The organism is Allobosea spartocytisi, assembly GCF_014764685.1.
Taxonomy (GTDB): domain Bacteria; phylum Pseudomonadota; class Alphaproteobacteria; order Rhizobiales; family Beijerinckiaceae; genus Allobosea; species Allobosea spartocytisi.
The window spans coordinates 37,811-55,658 of sequence record NZ_JACXWY010000006.1; the positions used below are offsets into that span (position 1 = coordinate 37,811).

A 17,848-nucleotide genomic window follows, 5' to 3' on the forward strand; every position below is an offset into this window, starting at 1 on the left:
ATCCAGATGAGGTCATCCGCCGCTTCTGCGGATGGCATCCGACGGATCTCGACGATGGTTCTGCTGGCACGCCTGCTGCTTTTCGTTCCCTCGGTGATCGCGGGCTGGTTCGTCTCGCGGGAGGACGTCTCCTACTGGATCATCGCCTTCGCGATCGCGCTGGTCTTCATCGTCCTGACCATTGCCTTCGAGCTCTATGCCCTGCCGCTGCTGCGGGCGCGTCTGAAGCGCTGAGGGCGCAAGGGCCCGCTTGGATACGCCCCAAGCCCTCATCCCGAGGAGCCATTCCGGAGGGAAGGGCGTCTCGGAGGATGATCCAGCAGGCTCCGGAGACATCTGAAGCATCCTTCGAGACGCGCCTGCGGCGCTCCTCAGGATGAGGGCTCACATCTCCAAACAGGCTCCAGAGAAATCAGCTCCGGCAATAGAACGGCAGGAACGTGCCGGACATGCCCCGATTCATCGCCATCAGCGTCAGCGTGTTGGCGAGAGCCACTTCCTCCTTGCTGCGCGCGCAGACCTCGGCGCGGGCCTGGCAGTTTGCTGCGAGGAAAGCATCGTGGCTGGCAAGGAAATCCGGGCTCAGCCCGGACTTGCCTTGTCGATTCAATGCCTGCTCGTAAGCCGTTCTGTAGCGGTTGCATTTCTCGGTCGGCCAGTCCGGCGCCCGGCCTTGCTGGGCCTCTGCGGCAGAGCCGGCCATGGTGAGGGCCGATGCGAAGGCGAAGCCGAGCCACACCCGCAAAACCCCGTTCGTTGCCATATCCGTCTTCCCGTGTGTCGGTCGGCCGACCTGCTTCGCCAAGGCGCGGAACAGAGCGGGCGATTGCGGCGGAATTTGTTTAGGCGCCGATCACCGCTGGCGCATCTCTTGCTGGCGAGGCGCAGCGAAGCCACGATCATCGCGAGGGGAGAACAAGATGGACAGACGCAGGTTTCTCAAGGGTTCGGCTGCCGCGACGGCCCTGCTGCCGATGCCGCGCCTGGCGCGCGCCCAAGGCGCGAAGACCTTGCGCTTCGTGCCCTATTCGGATGTCGCGATCATCGACCCGATCTGGACGACGGGTTATTCGACCCGCACCCATGCGCTGCTGGTCTGGGACACGCTCTATGGCCTCGACGAGACGCTGCAACCGCAGCCGCAGATGGTCGAGGGGCATGTCGTCGCGGAAGACGGCAAACGCTGGACGCTGACGCTGAGGCCCGGCCTCGTCTTCCATGACGGCAGCAAGGTCCTGGCGCGCGACGCGGTCGCGTCGATCAAGCGCTGGGGCGCACGCGACGCCTTTGGCCAGTCGCTGATGGCGGCGACCGACGAGATCTCGGCGTCCGACGACCGCACCATCGTGTTTCGGCTGAACAGGCCATTCCCGAATCTGCCTGCGGCATTGGCGCGGCCGAGTGCTCTCGTCGCCGCGATCATGCCCGAATATCTGGCGCAAACCGATCCGTTCAAGCAGATCCCCGAGGCGATCGGCTCCGGACCGTTCCGCTATGTGAAGGAAGAGCGCGTGCCCGGCGCCCGGCACGTCTATGCGCGCCATGAGGGCTATGTGCCCCGTGCGGACGGCAAGCCGAGCTTCACCGCCGGGCCGCGCATCGCCTATCTCGACCGCGTCGAGTTCGTCGTCATGCCCGATCCCGCGACGGCGATCAGCGCCCTGCAGGCCGGTGAGATCGACTGGGTCGAGCAGCCCTTGATCGACATGCTGCCGGTCCTGCGCAAGGACCCGAACATCGTCGTCGAGGTCAAGGACCCGACGGGCATGGCCGGGCAGATCCGGCTCAATCATCTCCAGCCGCCTTTCAACAACCCTGCCATCCGGCGGGTGATCCTGAAGGCGCTGGATCAGGAAGCCTGCATGGATGCCGTCTGTGGCGGCGACCCCGCGGTGAAGCGTGCGACGATGGGCTTCTTTCCCTCGGGCTCGCCGATGGCGTCCGACGCCGGTATCGGCGCGCTGGCGGCGGCGAAGGACCATGCGGCGCTGAAGCGCGAGCTTTCCGAAGCGGGCTACAAGGGCGAGCGCATCGTCTTCCTGTCCGGGCAGGACGTGCCGCGCATCTCGCAGGTGGCGGAAGTCGCCGCCGACATGCTGCGGCGGATCGGCGCCAATGTCGATTTCGTCGCGGCCGATTGGGGCACCGTCCTGCAGCGCATCACCAAGCGCGATCCCGTCGAGGCGGGCGGCTGGAGTTGCTACGTCACTTATTGGTCAGGGCTCGATCTCGGCTCACCCGCGACCAACTCGCCGCTGCGCGGCAACGGCGTCAAGGCAGGCCCCGGCTGGCCCACCAGCCCCGAGATCGAAGCCTTGCGCGCGCAATGGCTCGAGACGCCCGATCTCGCCGGGCAGAAGGCGATCGCGGAGAAAATTCAGCTCCAGGCGATGCAGGACGTGCCTTACGTTCCGGCCGGGCAATATTTCCAGCCGGTTGCCTATCGAAAGGGCATTACGGGCATGCTGAACGGCGTGCCGGTTTTCACCAATATCAGGAAGGGGTGAGCCGCCGGGACCGCCGAGCCCCTGTCCGCTCCGGAATTTGTTTGTGCCGGCTCGTGGCGCTGGCTATTGCTCACCCATGCAACAGCACATTCTTCAAAGCCGCGGCCGGTGCCGCTCCGGAGGCCGTTCATGAAATCCGGTGGCAAGGGAGCCGGCGGCGGCAGGGGCGGCAGGCCCGGCGCTGGTTCCGCGAAAGGCAAGCGCCCCAGTCATGACGCGCGTCGCCGCGCCGCTGCGCGACCGAAGCCGGAGGGCGGCGAGCCCATGGCGCGGGCATCGCGCCCGGCTGCGAAACCCGAGGCGCCGAAGCGCACGCGCGCCGAGGTGAAGGCCGAGACAGCTCAGGTTCTCTCCACCGGCGTCCAGCAACTCGTGGTGACGCCGGACGAGAACGAGATGCGGATCGACCGCTTCCTCGAGACGCGCTTCCCGCAACTCTCCTTCAGCCATATCCAGCGCATCGTCCGCAAGGGCGAGCTGCGCGTCGACGGCAAGCGCGCCGACAGCAAGGACCGGCTCAGCGAAGGCCAGACCGTGCGGATTCCGCCGCTCAAGCTGGAACAGCAGGCGGAGCGCCCGCGCTCGGCCAAGGCCGATGCCGACACGATCGGCTTCCTGCATTCGATCACGCTCTATGAGGACGACGACGTCATGGTCCTCAACAAGCCGGCGGGGCTCGCCGTGCAGGGCGGCTCGGGCACGACGCGGCATGTCGACGGCATGCTCGCCGCCCTGACCGACAAGGACGGCCAGAAGCCGCGCCTCGTGCATCGGCTCGACAAGGACACGGCCGGCTGCCTGGTCATCGCCAAGTCGCGCTTCGCCGCCGCGACGCTCGCCAAGACCTTCCGGTCGCGCTCGGCCCGCAAGGTCTACTGGGCGCTGGTGGCGGGCGTGCCGCGCGTCAAGCAGGGCCGCATCTCGACCTATCTGGCCCGCGAGGAGGCCTATGACGGCGACCAGCGGATGGCTGTCGCCAAGCATGGCGAGGACGGGGCGATGCATGCCGTGACCTACTACGCCATCGTCGAGACGGCGGCGCAGAAGCTCGGCTGGCTTTCGCTGAAGCCGGTGACCGGCCGCACCCACCAGCTGCGCGCCCATGCCGCCCATATCGGCCATCCCATCGTCGGCGATCCGAAATATTTCAACATCCAGAACTGGGAGTTGCCCGGCGGCATCCAGAACAAGCTGCATCTGCTGGCGCGGCGGATCGTGTTGCCGCATCCGCGCGGCAAGGGCACGATCGACGTCAGCGCGCCGCTGCCGCCGCATATGCGACAGAGCTGGAATCTGCTCGGCTTCGACGATGCGCCCTACGATCCGATCGTCGAGGCCCCGGACGAATAGGGCACTCCTTTCCCGGAAAGGGAGGAGAACAGTTGCGGAACGGATCGATTTCTGTTCTAACTATGTTCTCTTTTGGGGAAGGGGGCTTGTCCATGCGTTTGATCGTGATCGTTTCCGCTATGGTTCTGGGGCTTTCGGCTGCCGCGCAGGCCCAGACCGCGCCGATGAAACCTGCGGCGCCGGCCGTCGCGGCATCTTCGGACTCGCCCGTGCCACGGGCCGAGCGCGCCAAGGCGCGGCAGGATTGCGTTGCCGAGAACGTCGCGCTGTCGGGAGATGATCTGCGCGCGGCGATGCGGCAGTGCATGCAGGGCAAGTTTCCGGGCGTGCAGCTCTATGCGCAGGACGGCGTGACGCGGGACGGCAAGCCGACCGCGGTCGCGGCCCGAGCCGCCTGCAAGGACGAGGTCGATGCGCGCAAGCTGGCCGGTTCGGAGCGGATCGCGGCGTTGACCGCCTGCTTCAACGCCAAGCGTCCCGATCTCGCGCAGCGGGCCGAGTGCCGCAAGGAAGCGCGCGCCAAGGGGCTCGACGGGGCCGATCTGCGCAAGGCGATCGACGCCTGCGCCCGCGAGGCCAGGGGCTGAGAGGCTGTCGGCGGGATGGCGGCTATGACCGACGGGTCATAGCCTGGCATCTCGATACGCGTTAAAGCGCCCGCATGGATCTCATCATCTTCGATCTCGACGGCACGCTGATCAATTCAGAGGCGATTCTTCTCGGCGCGCAATACGAGACCTTCAAGCGTTGCGGTCGGGTGCATCCCGGCCGTGAAGCCGGGCTCGGCATCGTCGGATTGACGCTGGACATCGCGCTGGCGCGTCTCGCCGGGCTCGACGAGCCGGACGATGTGCTGACGCAGACCTATCGCGAGGTCTTCGGCGCGATGCGGCTTCGGGCTCAGGCCGATCCCTCGCTGGACGAGCCGCTGTTTCCCGGCGTCGCGGAAACACTGGTGCGGCTCAGGTCCGTGCCGGGCCTCAAGCTCGGCATCGCCACGGGCAAATCACGCAAGGGCGCCGAGTTCATCGTCGAGCGTCATGGCTGGCAGGGTCTGTTCGATACCGTCCAGTCGGCCGACGATGCGCCCTCGAAGCCCCATCCCGGCATGATCCTGAACGCCATGGCCGAGACGAGCGCTGCCGCCGGGCGCACTGCGATGGTCGGCGACAGCTCCTTCGATATCGAGATGGCGGTGGCGGCCGGCGTCGTTCCCGTCGCCGTCTCATGGGGGTTCCAGCCGGTCGAGAGTCTCATTGCGCTTGGGGCGAGACACGCCTTGCGCGAGATCACCGAACTGCCCGCTGCACTGGGCCTGGCGCAGGCCGCCGTCGCGTAAGAGAGGCGAGCTTGAGAGCGGTGCTCCCTCACCGGGGCTGAAAGTGCCCCGGCTCGAACGACGTGCGTTTCGGCCGGCAGGATGGTCCGCTGGTCGCTATGTCAGCGGCCGCTGGTAACATCCTCGCAACCACATCGACTCAGCCTCGTTTAACCTGAATAATCGTTCAGATTTGCGCGTTAACCACCTGCTTCCCGACCCCGGCGCATGGTGTTCTCACAGCAGGAACGTACCGGCACAAAACAACGCCGGACAGGGGTTCAGACATGATCGGACATGAGCTTCGTGAATTCGTCGATCGCGTGATGGATCGTCGCGCGATCAACGATCAAGACGTCAAGATGCTTCAGCGCGAAATCTTGATCGACATCGTCCTGACGCGCGACATCATCGATGTCCTGGTCGCTCTCGACCGGGCGGTGGCGAAGAGCTGCGCGGCCTTTGCAGATTATCTGGTCGCGCTCACCGTCGACTTCGCCGTCTGGGAAAACCGCCCGACCGGCGTCATCGACCGCGACAAGGCACATTGGCTGGCAACGACGCTCTCGGCCGGCGAGGGGCCGACCGCGACCGCCCAGCGCATCGCCTTCGAGATCGTCCGCGAGGCGGAGCATTGCGACGAGCTGCTTTTGTCCTTCGCCTTCGCCAAGGGGGCCGCCAAGAACATGGCCAAGAGCACCGGCGCGGCCCATCGGGTCGTGCTGGCGAGCTGACTGCGCATCTTCGCACATCGGGTTTGTATCGATCGCCCCCGCATCCGGCCGGATACGGGGGCGATCGATTTTCCGGCTATGGTATCGGTTCAATGCCATAGCCGACTTTCGCATCGGTGGACGCCGGTTGCGGCGTCCCATACACCCCGGCTATTGCAGGTACGTCTGAAGCCGGGAGTGGCCACGCATGTTCACGAAGATCCTGATCGCGAACCGTGGCGAGATCGCCTGTCGTGTGATCAAGACGGCGCGACGCATGGGCATCAAGACGGTGGCCGTCTATTCCGATGCGGATCGCGATGCGCTGCATGTCGAGATGGCCGATGAGGCCGTACATATCGGCGCGGCGCCCGCTGCCCAGTCCTATCTGCTGATCGACAAGATCATCGATGCCTGCAAGCAGACGGGCGCGCAGGCCGTGCATCCCGGTTACGGCTTCCTGTCCGAGCGCGAAGCCTTCGCCCAGGCGCTGAAGGATAACGGCATCGTCTTCATCGGGCCCAATCCCGGGGCGATCGCCGCGATGGGCGACAAGATCGAATCGAAGAAGGCGGCGGCCGCCGCGAAGGTCTCCACGGTTCCCGGCTTCCTCGGCATCATCGAGAGCCCCGAGCATGCCGTGACCATTGCCGACGAGATCGGCTATCCCGTGATGATCAAGGCCTCGGCCGGCGGCGGCGGCAAGGGCATGCGCATCGCCCATTCCTCGGACGAGGTCGCGGAGGGCTTCGCCCGCGCCAAGTCGGAAGCCGCGTCCTCCTTCGGCGACGACCGCGTCTTCGTCGAGAAGTTCATCGTCGATCCCCGCCATATCGAGATCCAGGTGCTCGGCGACAAGCACGGCAACGTCATCTATCTCGGTGAGCGTGAATGCTCGATCCAGCGCCGCAACCAGAAGGTTCTGGAGGAGGCGCCGTCGCCGCTGCTGGATGAAGCGACCCGGCGCAAGATGGGCGAGCAGGCGGTCGCGCTGGCCAAGGCGGTGAACTACGACTCGGCCGGCACGGTCGAGTTCGTCGCCGGCCAGGACAAGTCGTTTTACTTCCTCGAGATGAACACGCGCCTGCAGGTCGAGCATCCCGTCACCGAGATGGTCACCGGCATCGACCTCGTCGAGCAGATGATCCGCGTCGCCTATGGCGAAAAGCTTGGTATCAGCCAGGCGGATGTGAAGCTCGATGGCTGGGCGGTCGAAAGCCGCGTTTATGCCGAGGACCCGACCCGCAACTTCCTGCCCTCGACCGGCCGGCTCGTGACCTACCGCCCGCCGAGCGAGGGGCCGGATGGCGAGGCGACGGTCCGGAACGACACCGGCGTCTTCGAGGGCGGCGAGATCTCGATCTATTACGATCCGATGATCGCGAAGCTGGTGACGCATGCGCCGACGCGCGAGGCGGCGATCAAGGCGCAAGGCCGCGCGCTCGATGCCTTCGCCATCGACGGCATCCGCCACAACATCCCCTTCGTCGCGGCGGTGATGCAGCATCCGCGCTGGATCGCCGGCAACCTCTCGACCGGCTTCATCGCCGAGGAGTTCCCCGAGGGCTTCTCGCTGCCGGCGCCGAAGGGAGAGACGGCTTTGCGCATGGCCGCGATCGCGATCGCCTGCGACCACAAGCTCAACCAGCGCAAGCGAAACGTCTCGGCGCAGATGGAAGGCTGGCGCAAGGTCGCCTTCGACCGGCAGCGCATCGTCCAGCTCGGGCCTGAGCGCTTCGAGGGCGAGGTGATCGAGCAGGGTGAGGCGGTCGTCATCGCCTTCCCGGGCCGCAGCGTCAGCGTCGTCAGCGATTGGATCCCGGGCGAGCCGGTCTGGCACGGCACGCTCGACGGGGTGAAGGTCGCGGCGCAGATCCGGCCGATCCTGAATGGTGTCGCGCTCGGCCATGCCGGCGCCTATGCCGACGCCCATGTCTATACGCAGCGCGAGGCGGAGCTCGCCGCACTGATGCCGGAAAAGGTCGCGGCCGATACGGGCAAGGTCCTGCTCTGCCCGATGCCGGGGCTGGTCAAGTCGATCGCGGTGACGGTCGGGCAGGAGGTCAAGGCGGGCGAGCCGCTCGCCATGGTCGAGGCGATGAAGATGGAGAACGTGCTGCGCGCCGAGAAGGACGCCACCATCGCCAAGATCCTGGCGAAGGAAGGCGACTCGCTTGCCGTCGACGCCGTGATCATGGAATTCGCCTGAGAGGGCCGGGCATGCTGAAGATCTGGGGGCGTTTGAGTTCGATAAACGTCCAGAAGGTCGTCTGGGCGGCCGGGGAGGTCGGGCAGGCTTTCGAGCGCGTCGATGTCGGCGGTCCGTTCGGAGGGCTCGATACGCCCGAATTCCGCGCGATGAATCCCAACAGGCAGATTCCCGTGCTGGAGGATGGCGCCTTTCGACTGTGGGAGTCGAACAGCATCGTGCGCTATCTGGCGGCACGCTATGGCGCCTCCACCTTGTGGGAGGAGGAGCCGGCGCGGCGGGCCGAAGCCGAACGCTGGATGGACTGGATGCTCTCCGAGTTGCAGCCGGCGCTGGCGCCGGTGCTTTGGGGCGTGGTGCGCAAGGTGCCGGGCTATACCGAGCCCAAGGTGATTACCGAGGGCATGAAGCGGGCCGAGGCGCTGATGGCGATCATTGAGGACCAGTTGGCGGAGCGGCCTTTCCTGGCGGGCGAGCGCATCGGTGTGGCGGACATCACTGTCGGCTGTGGCGCGCATCGCTGGCTCAACATGCCGGTCGAGCGCGTGGAGCGGCCGGCGGTGCGGCGCTGGTACGAGACGATTTTCGCGCGGCCGGCGGCCAAGGCCGCGTTGCCGTTGCCGATTGCGTGAGGACGCGCTTGGCGGCTTGATCGCAAGGCGGCGGCTGGCATGATGCGGGATGATCCGGTCCTTCGCCGCGCTTTGCATCCTGACTTCCCTCTCCGTGCCGGCGCTGGCGCAGGATTCGACGCCGGCACCGGCCGCTCCGGCGGACCGGACCCAGCTCGCCGCATGCCTGCGGGACAATGGGGCATCGCCGGCAGCCTGCATCGGCGCTGTCGCGGTGCCTTGCGTCCGTGCCGCCAGCAGCGACCCGCGCGGGGCGGAGGCTGGATGCGCTCGTCGCGAGGAGGTGGCCTGGCGCGAGCGGTTGGGCCTCGCTTTGCAGATGGCGTCGCGTCCGCTCGATGCCGGCCAGCGCAACCGGCTCGCGGCGTTGCAACTGACCTGGGAAAGCTATGTCGCGCAGAAATGCGCGCTCTACGGCGCCGGCCAGCGCGACGGCCTCCAGCCCGGCCGGCAGGCCGGCTGCGAATTGCGTGAGGTGGCCGAGCGCGCGATCGAGGTGGCGAAGTCGCTGCCTCGGACGCCGTCGCGGCGCCCGCAGAGTCCCCCGCAGATCATTCGCTGAAGAGGGCAGCTTTAGAAAGCTGTCAGCATTCGGCGGCTATAGCGGGTGAGCGATCTTCCTCTCGATCCGGGCCAGCGATGTTCTTCGTCCTTTCCAAGATTGTCTGGTTCCTGTTCTCGCCGGTCAATTTCGTCATCCTGCTGGCCGGACTTGCGGCGCTCCTCGCTTTCTCCCGCTTCGCGCGGCCCGCGCGCTGGCTAGGGCTGTTTGCGGTGATCATGCTCGGCCTGATGGCGTTCAGCCCGCTGCCGCGTGCGGTCATCCGCCCGCTGGAGGACCGGTTTCCGCAGCAGGACGCGGCGAAGGGGCCGGTGACCGGCATCGTCGTGCTCGGCGGCGCGATCGGGCTGGCGCGCGGCGACGTCGTGCTCAATGCTTCGGCCTCGCGGATGACGAAGGCGGTGGAGCTGGCGCGCCTGCACCCGCAGGCCAAGATCGTCTTCGCGGGCGGCGCCGCCAATCTGATCTCGGAGGCGACGGTGACCGAGGCCGATGGCGCCAAGCGCTTGATGGAGGGGCTCGGACTGGAACCGGGCCGGCTCATCCTGGAGGACAAATCGCGCAACACCCTCGAAAACGCGGTCTTCACACGCCGCCTCGTCGATCCCAAGCCCGGCGAGCGCTGGCTGCTGGTGACCTCGGCCTGGCACATGCCGCGCGCGATGGGAGTCTTCCGCAAGGCAGGCTTCGCGGTCGAGGCCTTCCCGGTCGACTACTGGTCGCGCGGCAAGCCGGATGATTTCACCCAGCCCTATAGCCGCGCGCCGCGCGCGCTCGAGATCGCCGATAACGGCTTCAAGGAATGGGTCGGCCTCGTCGCCTATCGTCTCGCCGGCTATACGGACACGCTGTTTCCCGGCCCCTGAATCGTCAGGGCGTGTCGGGCAAGGAGAGCCGGTAGACGCCGCGGAAATCGTCGGGATCGACCGGGCGGCCCTTGCGCGTGATGACGAGCCGGCCCTCTTTCATCAGCTTCACCGCGGCGCGGCGCAGAGGCTGCATCAGCGGGCCCCAGCCATCGGGATGGTCGCCGCCGATCGCGCGGGCGACATCCATCGGCGCGAGCGTGCGGCCGGGCTCCTGCCGCGCCAGCAGATCGAGGATCGTCGTTTCGAGCGTCGCCTGGTCGGCCATCAAGGATCCTCGGGGTAGCGGAAGACGCGGGCGGCGTCGGAAGCGTATTGGCGCCGGTACATTGCCACCAGCACGGAGCCGGTGAAGATGAGGAAGGTGATCGGCCCGAGGAACCAGCCGAGATAGGCCAGCGCGAAGAAGAAGGCGCGCTGGCCGCGGTTGAAGTGACGCCCGGCCGCGACGTTCATCTCGATCGTCTCGTGCACGGCGTTGCGGGCCTCCTTCTCGTCGTGATTGCGCGCGGAGGGCAGCGCGCCGACGAGGATCACGCAATAGTTGAACAGCCGATAGGCCCAGGCGAACTTGAAGAAGGCGTAGCCGAAGATGATGGCGAGCCCGATCACCTTCAGCTCCCAGGCCGCACGCTGGGTCATCGGGACGAAGGGCAGGTCGCCGAAGATCGCGACGACACGGTCGGTCGATTGCAGCAAGGCGAGCGTGCCGCCGATCGCGATCAGCGAGGTCGAGGCGAAGAAGGCCGTGCCGTTCTGCAAGCCGTTCATGACCTGGGTGTCGACGATCCGGTTGTCGCGCATCATCGCCTCGCGCACCCAGCGGGCGCGGCGCTGGTTCATGCGCATGTTCAGGCTCTTGGGCGCATGCGGGCCGAGCTCGACGGCATAATGGTAGCCGATCCAGGACGCGGCGTAGAAGGCCAGCGCGAACAGATCGAAGGGGGTGAAACCGAACATGGCGCCGCTCTGCCATTTCTCTTGCTGCCGAGGCAAGCAGCTTGCTTCGCGGCGCCGGTGGCAGCAAGAGAGGGCGATGTCATTGACGCTGCGCGGGCTGTCGTCACGCCGCGCCCGCAGACCCGAAGAGACGAGGCCATGCCGCAGGTGATCACGAAGGGCTACAAGGCGCTGCTCGCCGAGGCCGGGCAGGCGGTCGAGACGCTCTCCGTCGAAGAGGCGCGGGCGCTGCACGGCCGGGACGATGTCGTCTTCGTCGACCTGCGCGATCCGCGCGAGCTCGAGCGGGAAGGGCGCATGCCCGGAGCCTTCCACTGCCCGCGCGGCATGCTGGAATTCTGGATCGATCCGGAAAGCCCCTATGCCAAGCCGGTGTTCCAGGAGGACAAGCGCTTCGTCTTCTTCTGCGCCGGCGGCTGGCGCTCGGCGCTCGCGGCGAGGACGGCGCAGGAGATGGGGCTGAAGCCGGTCGCGCATATCGATGGCGGTTTCGGGGCCTGGAAGAAGGCCGGCGCAGCGGTCGAAGCCGCCCCAGCGGCCAAGGCTTGAGACCGACGCCTTGTCCCATATCGTCATCGTCCTGCTGGTTGCCGCCTTCATCTTCCGCAAACCGCTCGGGCGACTGCTCGCCCGGCAGTTTCCGAATCGCGCCAAGCGCCAGCAGGTGCTGGCCACGATCATCGCCGCCTTCGTGCTGGTGATCGCGCTGCGAGTGCTGGCGCTGTTCTGGTAGCGGTCTATCCCGATTTGAAATGGCGGAGGGCGACCTGTGCGACCGGCGCATGGGAGGGTGGCTTGCGTTCTGCCCACGGATCAGGCATTTTGATTCTCCGGCTCCAACACGAACAAGGGAGGACTGAATGAAATTCATGATCATCGTCGCTCCCGAGCGACCAAACCGGCACTAGGTCGGTCTCGCACGAGGCCCGCCTGCCGCGGCCTCCCAGAGCCTTTTTCAAACCTTTTCCCTTTTTCTGGAGACTGGCGTCCCGTCGTCGTCTCCACCTTGATTCGGAGTCGGCTGCCGTCCTGGCGCCGAATGACGCTATGTCTCTCGATACTCAAACCGGGCGGCGGGAGCCGTTCCGGGCCGTTCTCGGCTTCACTTTCAGTCATTGGGCGCGCCTGCCCGGCCAGGTCGCCTGGGTTGCGGGCGTCACCATCGTGTCCACGCTCGCGGAGCTGTTCACGCCGGTCTATGCCGGTCGGCTCGTCGATGCGGTCGCCAGCGGCGTCGGCAGCGCGGATGCGGCGCTATGGGCGCTGGGCGCGATGATGGTGCTCGCCGCGATCACGGTGCTCGGGCGGCATTTCGCCTTCACCGGGATCACGATCATGACCCTGCGCACGATGAGCAACGTGGCGCAGGAAGCGTTCGCGCGACTGCAGCGCTTTTCCACCGACTGGCATGCGAACAACTTCGCCGGCTCGACGGTGCGCAAGATCACGCGCGGCATGTGGGCGCTCGACCTGATGACCGACACGATCCTGATCGCGCTCCTGCCCTCGCTCGTCATCCTGCTCGGCATGACGGCGCTGCTGGCCTGGCACTGGCCGGTGATGGGGCTCGTCGTGGCGGCGGGGGCGCTCGCCTATATCGGGCTGACGCTGGTGCTGTCGCTACGCTTCGTCGCGCCGGCGGCGCGGCTTGGCAATGCCTGGGACACCCGCCTCGGCGGCTCCCTGGCCGACGCCATCACCTGCAACCCGGTGGTGAAGGCCTATGGCGCGGAGGCGCGCGAGGATCTGCGGCTCGCGACCGTCGTGGCGAAGTGGAGCCTGAGGACGCGGCGCGCCTGGATGCGCGGCACCTGGGCCGGCACCGGCCAGCTCGTCGTGCTGCTCTTCCTGCGGGCGGCGGTGATCGGCCTCGTCATCTGGCTGTGGCTGAACGGGCAGGCGAGCACGGGCGATGTCGCCTTCGTGCTCACCGCCTATGCGGTGGTGCACGGCTATCTGCGCGATGTCGGCCAGCACATCCACAACCTGCAGCGCTCGGTCAACGACATGGAGGAGCTGGTCTGGATGCACGACCTTCCCTATGGCGTGCCGGACCGGAAGGGGGCGGTGGCGATGGGGGTGACGGCGGGCGAGATCGCCTTCGAGGACGTGACCTTCCACTATGGCGGCCATCACGACCCGCTCTACCGCGACTTCTCGCTGACCATCCGTGGCGGCGAGAAGGTCGGCCTCGTCGGCCGCTCGGGCTCCGGCAAGACGACCTTCGTCAAGCTGGTGCAGCGACTCTACGACGTCACGGCGGGCCGCATCGCGATCGACGGGCAGGACATCGCGAGCGTCACGCAGGAGAGCCTGCGACGGCAGATCGCGATCGTTCAGCAGGAGCCGGTGCTGTTCCACCGCTCATTGGCCGAGAACATCGCCTATGGCCGGCCTGGCGCCTCGCAGGCCCAGATCGAGCAGGCGGCGCAGCTCGCCAACGCGCATGACTTCATCATGCGCCTGCCCAAGGGCTATGCCACGCTGGTCGGCGAGCGCGGCATCAAGCTCTCGGGCGGCGAGCGCCAGCGCGTCGCGCTGGCCCGCGCCTTCCTGGCCGATGCGCCGATCCTGATCCTGGACGAGGCGACCTCGAGCCTCGATTCGGAATCGGAGGCGCTGATCCAGCAGGCGATCGAGCGCCTAATGGAGGGCCGCACCACGATCGTGATCGCGCACCGTCTTTCGACGGTGCGGGCCATGGACCGCATCCTGGTCTTCGATCGCGGCCAGGTGGTCGAGGAGGGGCCGCACGAGGCCCTGCTGACCCGCGAGGACGGCGCCTATCGCGCGCTGTTCGAGAAGCAGGTCAGCGAACTGGCCAAGGGGCTGGCGGCGTAAGCCGTCAGCCTGCTCCGAGACCGAAAGGGCCGCGCGAGCGGCCCTTTCGTTTTGCCGACAGGCTTACCTGGGGTCTCGCGTGATGCTGTGCGGGAGCAGCAGGCGGGTGCCGAGCTTCGATCGGGCTAGGGTGCCAGAGTCTTCCGCAACGTTGCGACATCCTTCGCCTCGACGGGCGCTGCGGCATTGCCCCAGCTGTTTCGGACATAGGTGAGAACCGCCGCAATCTCCTGGTCGCCGAGATTCCAGGCGAAGGAGGGCATCGCGGGACCTGTCGGAACGGCCTCTGTGGCGCCGGCCCGGCTTCCCGCGAGCACGACGCGTATGAGCGAGGTCGGGTCGCCGGCGTTGACGAGCGGCGCCTCTGCGAGACGCGGAAAGAGCTTCGGCACGCCGGCTCCGTTCGACAGATGGCAGCCCATGCAGCGGTCTGCGAAGATTGCCTGCCCGGCTATCATCAGCTTGTCGCCGGCGGGCAGCGGTGAAGGCGCCTTCGCCTCGCCATTGCGGCCAGCCTTGAGATAGACCGCCACGGCCTTCAGATCCGCGTCCGTCCAGTGCTGCGACGATTTCTCGACCAGCTCGGCCATGGGGCCCGACGCGATGTCGAAGCGGTTGGCGCCCGTCTTCAGATACTGGACGATCTCGTCCTCGCTCCAGGCGCCGATGCCCTTATGCGGGTCGGCGGTGATGTTGGGCGCGAACCAGCCCTGCAGCGTCGCGCCTTCGAGGAACTGGCTGTTCTTGTCGCCGCCGATCAGGTTCTTGGGCGTATGGCAGGTGCCGCAATGGCCCAGCCCCTCGACGATATAGGCGCCGCGGTTCCAGTCGGGCGATTTCGCCGGATCGGGCTTGAACTCGCCTTGCGTGAAGTTGAGCAGGTTCCAGCCGATCAGGCTGGCGCGGATGTTGAACGGAAACGGCAACTGGTTCGGCTCGATCTTGTTCTTCACCGGCTCCAGCGTCTGCAGATAGGCCCAGATCGCCGCGTTATCCTGCGCGGTCACCTTGGTGTAGGCGGTGAAGGGCATGGCGCCATAAAGGTGATAGCCGCCCTTGCCAATGCCCTTCGACATCACGCTCTGGAAATCCTGGAGCGACAGGCGCCCGACACCGGTCTCGGGATCGGGCGTGATGTTGGGGGCGACGAGATCGCCGAAGGGCGTCTGCAGCACGACGCCGCCGGCGAAAGGCGGCAAGCCGGGCGCGGTATGGCAAGCCGCACAATCTCCCAGTACGGCGAGGTAGCGCCCCTTCTCGACCTGCGAGAAGGCGGCGTCGCCGGTGACCTGCGCGCCGACCGGAATGGCGGCGGTCATGAAGGCGGCGAAGGCGGCCCTGCCGAGCCGTTTGGAAAGGAGCATCCTCATGCGCTCACCAACGGGCCGGGGTTCTTGAGATAGAGCCGGCGGATGGCGTCGGCCGCCTTGAAGGCGAGCGCGCCGACGGTTCCCGTCGGGTTGTAGCCGGGGTTCTGCGGGAAGGCCGAGGCGCCGACCACGAAGAGGTTGGGCACATCCCAGCTCTGCAGGTATTTGTTGACCGCGCTCGTCTTGGGGTCCGCGCCCATGACGAAGCCGCCGACCACATGCGAGGATTGGTAGGGGCCGGTGTTCCAGTGCCCAGTCATCGGATGGGGCACGAATTGGCGCGGGTTCATCGCCTTGGCGATGCCGGCGACCTTGTCGGTGCAGTATTGCGCCATCTTCAGGTCGTTCTGCGCGAAATCGAAGGTGATCCGCAGCAGCGGCCGCCCGAGCCGGTCGGTATAGGTCGGGTCGAGCGAGAGGTAGTTGGTGCGCGTCGTATAGCTCGACGCCTCGCAGCCGATCGACATGGAGCTGAGGTAGTTCTTGACCGTCTGGCGCTTCCACTCCGAGCCCCAGAGCGGTGTGCCGGGCGGTGTCGGCCGGTAGCCGATCGGGGCTGCGCCGATCGGCGTGACGCGGATGCTGCCGCCGCCGAAGAAGCCCAGGCCGGAATGGTCGAAATTGTCGTTGTTGAAATCGTCGATCCCCATGCCGAGCGCGCCTGCGCCGATGAAGGGGTTGAAGTTCTTGTCGTCGAAGAAGAGCTGGACGTTGTTGGCGGTCTGGTAGGCGTAGTTGCGCCCGGTCGTGCCCGTCTGGGTCTCGGGGTCATAGGGCGTGCCGACGCCCGAGAGCAGCATCAGCCGCACATTCTCGAAGGTGAAGGCGGTGACGATGACGAGGTCGGCCGGCTGCTCCCATTCCTTGCCCGAGGTGTCGATATAGACGACGCCGGTGGCGCGCTTGCCGGTGGCGTCGAGCGTGACCCTCAGCACCTCGGAATTGGTCTGTGCCCGGAAATTGGATTTTCGCACCAGCACCGGCAGGACGGTGGTGATCGCGCTTGCCTTGGAATAGTTGGCGCAGCCGTAATTCGTGCAGAAGCCGCAGAAGGTGCAGGGCCCCATCGTGACACCGAGCGGGTTCGTATAGGCCTCGGAGATCAGCGCCGAGGGAACAGGGAAGGGCTTGTAGCCGAGCTCCTTCGCGGCCTGCGCGAACAGGGTCGGCCCATAGGGCTGGCGCATCGGGCCGGTCGGGTATTCTTCCGAGCGTGGCCCCTCGAACGGGTTGCCGCCCTCGCGGATCTGGCCCTTGAGGTTGCCGGCCCGGCCGGAGAGCCCGGCAAGCCGGTCGAACGCCGTGTAGAACGGCTCCATCTCGCTCCAATCCGTGCCCCAGTCCTGCAAGGTGAGCTCGGCCGGGATGGCGCCTGCGCCATATTTCTCGGTGAGATGGGATTTGAGCCGGAACTCCTCCGGCTGGAAGCGGAAGGTGATGCCGGCCCAGTGATTGCCGGCGCCGCCCGTGCCGTTGCCGGGATGGAACGAGCCCCAGCTGCGCATCGGCAGCGCCGTCTGGGACGGGTTGTTGCGCGCGGTGACGGTGTTCTGCGCGGTCTGGAGCATCAGCTCCTGGCGCTGGCTGTAGCGCAGCTCATCCGGGGCGGAGGCGATGTTGAAGTCGCGCGCCGTCTCGCGCCAGGGGCCTCGCTCGAAGGCGACGACCGAGAGCCCCTGGTCCGTCAGTTCATTGGCGATGATCGATCCCGCCCAGCCGAGGCCGACCACCACCACATCCGTCGCGGGCAGTTTCGTGGCCATGGCTCAATCCTTCACGCGCCATTCGGACCGCCCGGCGATGCTGAGCGGGGGCAAATCGAGCTTCTGGTTATGCTTGTCGATGTAGTCGCGGTAATCGTAGCGCGCGCCGGGAAAGCCGAGCATCCGCCACGACACCATCTCCCTGTTGCCGCCATAGATCGGGTCGGCGAAAAAGCCTTCCATGGTGTTCTGCAGGAGGAGCGCGAAGAAGGCCTTGCCATCGACATCCTTCAGCGTGATCGCGCCGGTCTGAAGCTGGGTCAGGACCTGGTCGCGCTGCTCGGGCGGCAGATCGGCGAAGGCCTTCTGATAGGTTTCGCGGCAATGCGCCTGAAGGCCCGCGAGCCCCAGCCGGTAGCGCTGACGCGGGTCGAGCGGGAACTGGTCGCCCTGTTCGGGCGTGCCGGGCTGGAACGGCCCCTTCATGTAGAGCCGCTCGGAGGAGCCATAGCTGCCGGCGAGCTGCCGGTCGATGAACTCGACGCAACCGGCATCCTTGCCGCTGATGCTCAATTCGTCAGCCGGGATCAGGCGCTCGGTGATCGCGCCGACCATGCGGACTTCATCGGGCGTCAGGAAATACCAGGTGCCTGAGCCCAGCGTCTGCGGCGGGCTTGCGTCGAAGGGCTTCCAGGGTGGGCTGCCCGCGATCGTCTCGCCAAGGCCCCGCCCGGTCGAGCCGAGAAACAGGGCGATCGCCGTCGAGGAGAGGAACTGCCGGCGGTTGGGCCGCGTGGTTTTGGTGGAGAGCATCGCC

The 17,848-nt window shown here is 66.7% G+C and carries 19 protein-coding genes; 13 read left to right on the top strand and 6 right to left on the bottom strand.

Annotated features, from left to right (window positions below; all coding sequences use genetic code 11):
- Positions 1-54: 54 nt before the first annotated feature.
- Positions 55-234, top strand: coding sequence for a hypothetical protein (locus tag IED13_RS11630; RefSeq protein ID WP_191124253.1), 180 nt, complete (start codon positions 55-57; stop codon positions 232-234).
- Positions 235-412: 178 nt separating this feature from the next.
- Here IED13_RS11630 and IED13_RS11635 read toward each other — a convergent pair whose 3' ends face one another.
- On the bottom strand, positions 413-763 hold the full coding sequence (locus IED13_RS11635; RefSeq protein ID WP_191124254.1) for a hypothetical protein: 351 nt from the start codon (positions 761-763) through the stop codon (positions 413-415).
- A gap of 157 nt (positions 764-920) precedes the next feature.
- On the opposite strand from IED13_RS11635, the gene IED13_RS11640 reads away from it, so the two are divergent.
- From IED13_RS11640 to IED13_RS11680, 9 genes are all read left to right on the top strand, one after another.
- Positions 921-2,507, top strand: coding sequence for an ABC transporter substrate-binding protein (locus IED13_RS11640; RefSeq protein WP_191124255.1), 1,587 nt, complete (start codon positions 921-923; stop codon positions 2,505-2,507).
- A gap of 129 nt (positions 2,508-2,636) precedes the next feature.
- On the top strand, positions 2,637-3,857 hold the full coding sequence (locus IED13_RS11645; protein WP_191124256.1) for an RluA family pseudouridine synthase: 1,221 nt from the start codon (positions 2,637-2,639) through the stop codon (positions 3,855-3,857).
- A 92-nt stretch (positions 3,858-3,949) separates the two neighbouring features.
- Complete coding sequence (locus IED13_RS11650) at positions 3,950-4,444, top strand: hypothetical protein (protein ID WP_191124257.1); 495 nt, start codon at positions 3,950-3,952, stop codon at positions 4,442-4,444.
- A gap of 74 nt (positions 4,445-4,518) precedes the next feature.
- Positions 4,519-5,196: an HAD-IA family hydrolase gene (locus IED13_RS11655; RefSeq protein WP_113254014.1), complete on the top strand. Its 678-nt coding sequence runs from the start codon at positions 4,519-4,521 to the stop codon at positions 5,194-5,196.
- A gap of 266 nt (positions 5,197-5,462) precedes the next feature.
- On the top strand, positions 5,463-5,909 hold the full coding sequence (locus tag IED13_RS11660) for a hypothetical protein (protein ID WP_191124258.1): 447 nt from the start codon (positions 5,463-5,465) through the stop codon (positions 5,907-5,909).
- Between the two features lie 187 nt (positions 5,910-6,096).
- Positions 6,097-8,097, top strand: coding sequence for an acetyl-CoA carboxylase biotin carboxylase subunit (locus IED13_RS11665; RefSeq protein ID WP_191124259.1), 2,001 nt, complete (start codon positions 6,097-6,099; stop codon positions 8,095-8,097).
- 11 nt (positions 8,098-8,108) lie between these two features.
- On the top strand, positions 8,109-8,729 hold the full coding sequence (locus IED13_RS11670; protein ID WP_142022601.1) for a glutathione S-transferase family protein: 621 nt from the start codon (positions 8,109-8,111) through the stop codon (positions 8,727-8,729).
- Positions 8,730-8,778: 49 nt separating this feature from the next.
- Positions 8,779-9,291 (top strand): lysozyme inhibitor LprI family protein, encoded by a 513-nt coding sequence (locus IED13_RS11675; RefSeq protein WP_191124260.1) that lies wholly within the window; start codon positions 8,779-8,781, stop codon positions 9,289-9,291.
- 77 nt (positions 9,292-9,368) lie between these two features.
- The gene (locus tag IED13_RS11680; protein ID WP_191124261.1) at positions 9,369-10,157 is read left to right on the top strand and encodes a YdcF family protein; all 789 of its coding nucleotides are present in this window, start codon (positions 9,369-9,371) and stop codon (positions 10,155-10,157) included.
- 4 nt (positions 10,158-10,161) lie between these two features.
- On the opposite strand, the gene IED13_RS11685 is transcribed toward IED13_RS11680, so the two are convergent.
- The gene (locus tag IED13_RS11685; RefSeq protein ID WP_038365466.1) at positions 10,162-10,425 is read right to left on the bottom strand and encodes a DUF3253 domain-containing protein; all 264 of its coding nucleotides are present in this window, start codon (positions 10,423-10,425) and stop codon (positions 10,162-10,164) included.
- A complete protein-coding gene (locus IED13_RS11690) occupies positions 10,425-11,117 on the bottom strand; it encodes a DUF599 domain-containing protein (RefSeq protein WP_038365468.1) in 693 nt (230 codons plus the stop codon). The genes IED13_RS11685 and IED13_RS11690 overlap by 1 nt, the downstream gene beginning before the upstream one ends.
- A 138-nt stretch (positions 11,118-11,255) precedes the next feature.
- On the opposite strand from IED13_RS11690, the gene IED13_RS11695 reads away from it, so the two are divergent.
- From IED13_RS11695 to IED13_RS11705, 3 genes are all read left to right on the top strand, one after another.
- On the top strand, positions 11,256-11,666 hold the full coding sequence (locus IED13_RS11695) for a rhodanese-like domain-containing protein (protein WP_038365471.1): 411 nt from the start codon (positions 11,256-11,258) through the stop codon (positions 11,664-11,666).
- Positions 11,667-11,676: 10 nt separating this feature from the next.
- Positions 11,677-11,850 carry a hypothetical protein gene (locus IED13_RS11700; RefSeq protein ID WP_156116002.1) on the top strand — a complete coding sequence of 58 codons (174 nt, stop codon included), beginning with the start codon at positions 11,677-11,679 and terminating at the stop codon, positions 11,848-11,850.
- A 314-nt stretch (positions 11,851-12,164) separates the two neighbouring features.
- Positions 12,165-13,958: an ABC transporter ATP-binding protein gene (locus tag IED13_RS11705; RefSeq protein WP_191124262.1), complete on the top strand. Its 1,794-nt coding sequence runs from the start codon at positions 12,165-12,167 to the stop codon at positions 13,956-13,958.
- 125 nt (positions 13,959-14,083) lie between these two features.
- Here IED13_RS11705 and IED13_RS11710 read toward each other — a convergent pair whose 3' ends face one another.
- Genes IED13_RS11710 through IED13_RS11720 form a run of 3 tightly spaced genes read right to left on the bottom strand, consistent with a single transcriptional unit; the run spans position 14,084 to position 17,844 of the window.
- On the bottom strand, positions 14,084-15,322 hold the full coding sequence (locus tag IED13_RS11710; protein ID WP_248312552.1) for a c-type cytochrome: 1,239 nt from the start codon (positions 15,320-15,322) through the stop codon (positions 14,084-14,086).
- 2 nt (positions 15,323-15,324) lie between these two features.
- On the bottom strand, positions 15,325-17,091 hold the full coding sequence (locus IED13_RS11715; RefSeq protein ID WP_191124264.1) for a GMC family oxidoreductase: 1,767 nt from the start codon (positions 17,089-17,091) through the stop codon (positions 15,325-15,327).
- A gap of 3 nt (positions 17,092-17,094) precedes the next feature.
- Complete coding sequence (locus tag IED13_RS11720; protein WP_191124265.1) at positions 17,095-17,844, bottom strand: gluconate 2-dehydrogenase subunit 3 family protein; 750 nt, start codon at positions 17,842-17,844, stop codon at positions 17,095-17,097.
- Positions 17,845-17,848 lie beyond the last annotated feature (4 nt).

What these genes read in the sequence shown, in the direction of transcription:
- IED13_RS11665 (WP_191124259.1), top strand. Translation starts at nt 6,097, where the DNA reads ATGTTCACGAAGATCCTGATCGCGAACCGTGGCGAGATCGCCTGTCGT.
- IED13_RS11695 (WP_038365471.1), top strand. Translation starts at nt 11,256, where the DNA reads ATGCCGCAGGTGATCACGAAGGGCTACAAGGCGCTGCTCGCCGAGGCC.
- IED13_RS11685 (WP_038365466.1), bottom strand. Translation starts at nt 10,425, where the DNA reads ATGGCCGACCAGGCGACGCTCGAAACGACGATCCTCGATCTGCTGGCG.
- IED13_RS11640 (WP_191124255.1), top strand. Translation starts at nt 921, where the DNA reads ATGGACAGACGCAGGTTTCTCAAGGGTTCGGCTGCCGCGACGGCCCTG.
- IED13_RS11720 (WP_191124265.1), bottom strand. Translation starts at nt 17,844, where the DNA reads ATGCTCTCCACCAAAACCACGCGGCCCAACCGCCGGCAGTTCCTCTCC.
- IED13_RS11715 (WP_191124264.1), bottom strand. Translation starts at nt 17,091, where the DNA reads ATGGCCACGAAACTGCCCGCGACGGATGTGGTGGTGGTCGGCCTCGGC.
- IED13_RS11675 (WP_191124260.1), top strand. Translation starts at nt 8,779, where the DNA reads ATGATCCGGTCCTTCGCCGCGCTTTGCATCCTGACTTCCCTCTCCGTG.
- IED13_RS11705 (WP_191124262.1), top strand. Translation starts at nt 12,165, where the DNA reads ATGTCTCTCGATACTCAAACCGGGCGGCGGGAGCCGTTCCGGGCCGTT.
- IED13_RS11645 (WP_191124256.1), top strand. Translation starts at nt 2,637, where the DNA reads ATGAAATCCGGTGGCAAGGGAGCCGGCGGCGGCAGGGGCGGCAGGCCC.
- IED13_RS11635 (WP_191124254.1), bottom strand. Translation starts at nt 763, where the DNA reads ATGGCAACGAACGGGGTTTTGCGGGTGTGGCTCGGCTTCGCCTTCGCA.
- IED13_RS11710 (WP_248312552.1), bottom strand. Translation starts at nt 15,322, where the DNA reads ATGCTCCTTTCCAAACGGCTCGGCAGGGCCGCCTTCGCCGCCTTCATG.
- IED13_RS11650 (WP_191124257.1), top strand. Translation starts at nt 3,950, where the DNA reads ATGCGTTTGATCGTGATCGTTTCCGCTATGGTTCTGGGGCTTTCGGCT.
- IED13_RS11670 (WP_142022601.1), top strand. Translation starts at nt 8,109, where the DNA reads ATGCTGAAGATCTGGGGGCGTTTGAGTTCGATAAACGTCCAGAAGGTC.
- IED13_RS11660 (WP_191124258.1), top strand. Translation starts at nt 5,463, where the DNA reads ATGATCGGACATGAGCTTCGTGAATTCGTCGATCGCGTGATGGATCGT.
- IED13_RS11655 (WP_113254014.1), top strand. Translation starts at nt 4,519, where the DNA reads ATGGATCTCATCATCTTCGATCTCGACGGCACGCTGATCAATTCAGAG.
- IED13_RS11690 (WP_038365468.1), bottom strand. Translation starts at nt 11,117, where the DNA reads ATGTTCGGTTTCACCCCCTTCGATCTGTTCGCGCTGGCCTTCTACGCC.
- IED13_RS11630 (WP_191124253.1), top strand. Translation starts at nt 55, where the DNA reads ATGGTTCTGCTGGCACGCCTGCTGCTTTTCGTTCCCTCGGTGATCGCG.
- IED13_RS11680 (WP_191124261.1), top strand. Translation starts at nt 9,369, where the DNA reads ATGTTCTTCGTCCTTTCCAAGATTGTCTGGTTCCTGTTCTCGCCGGTC.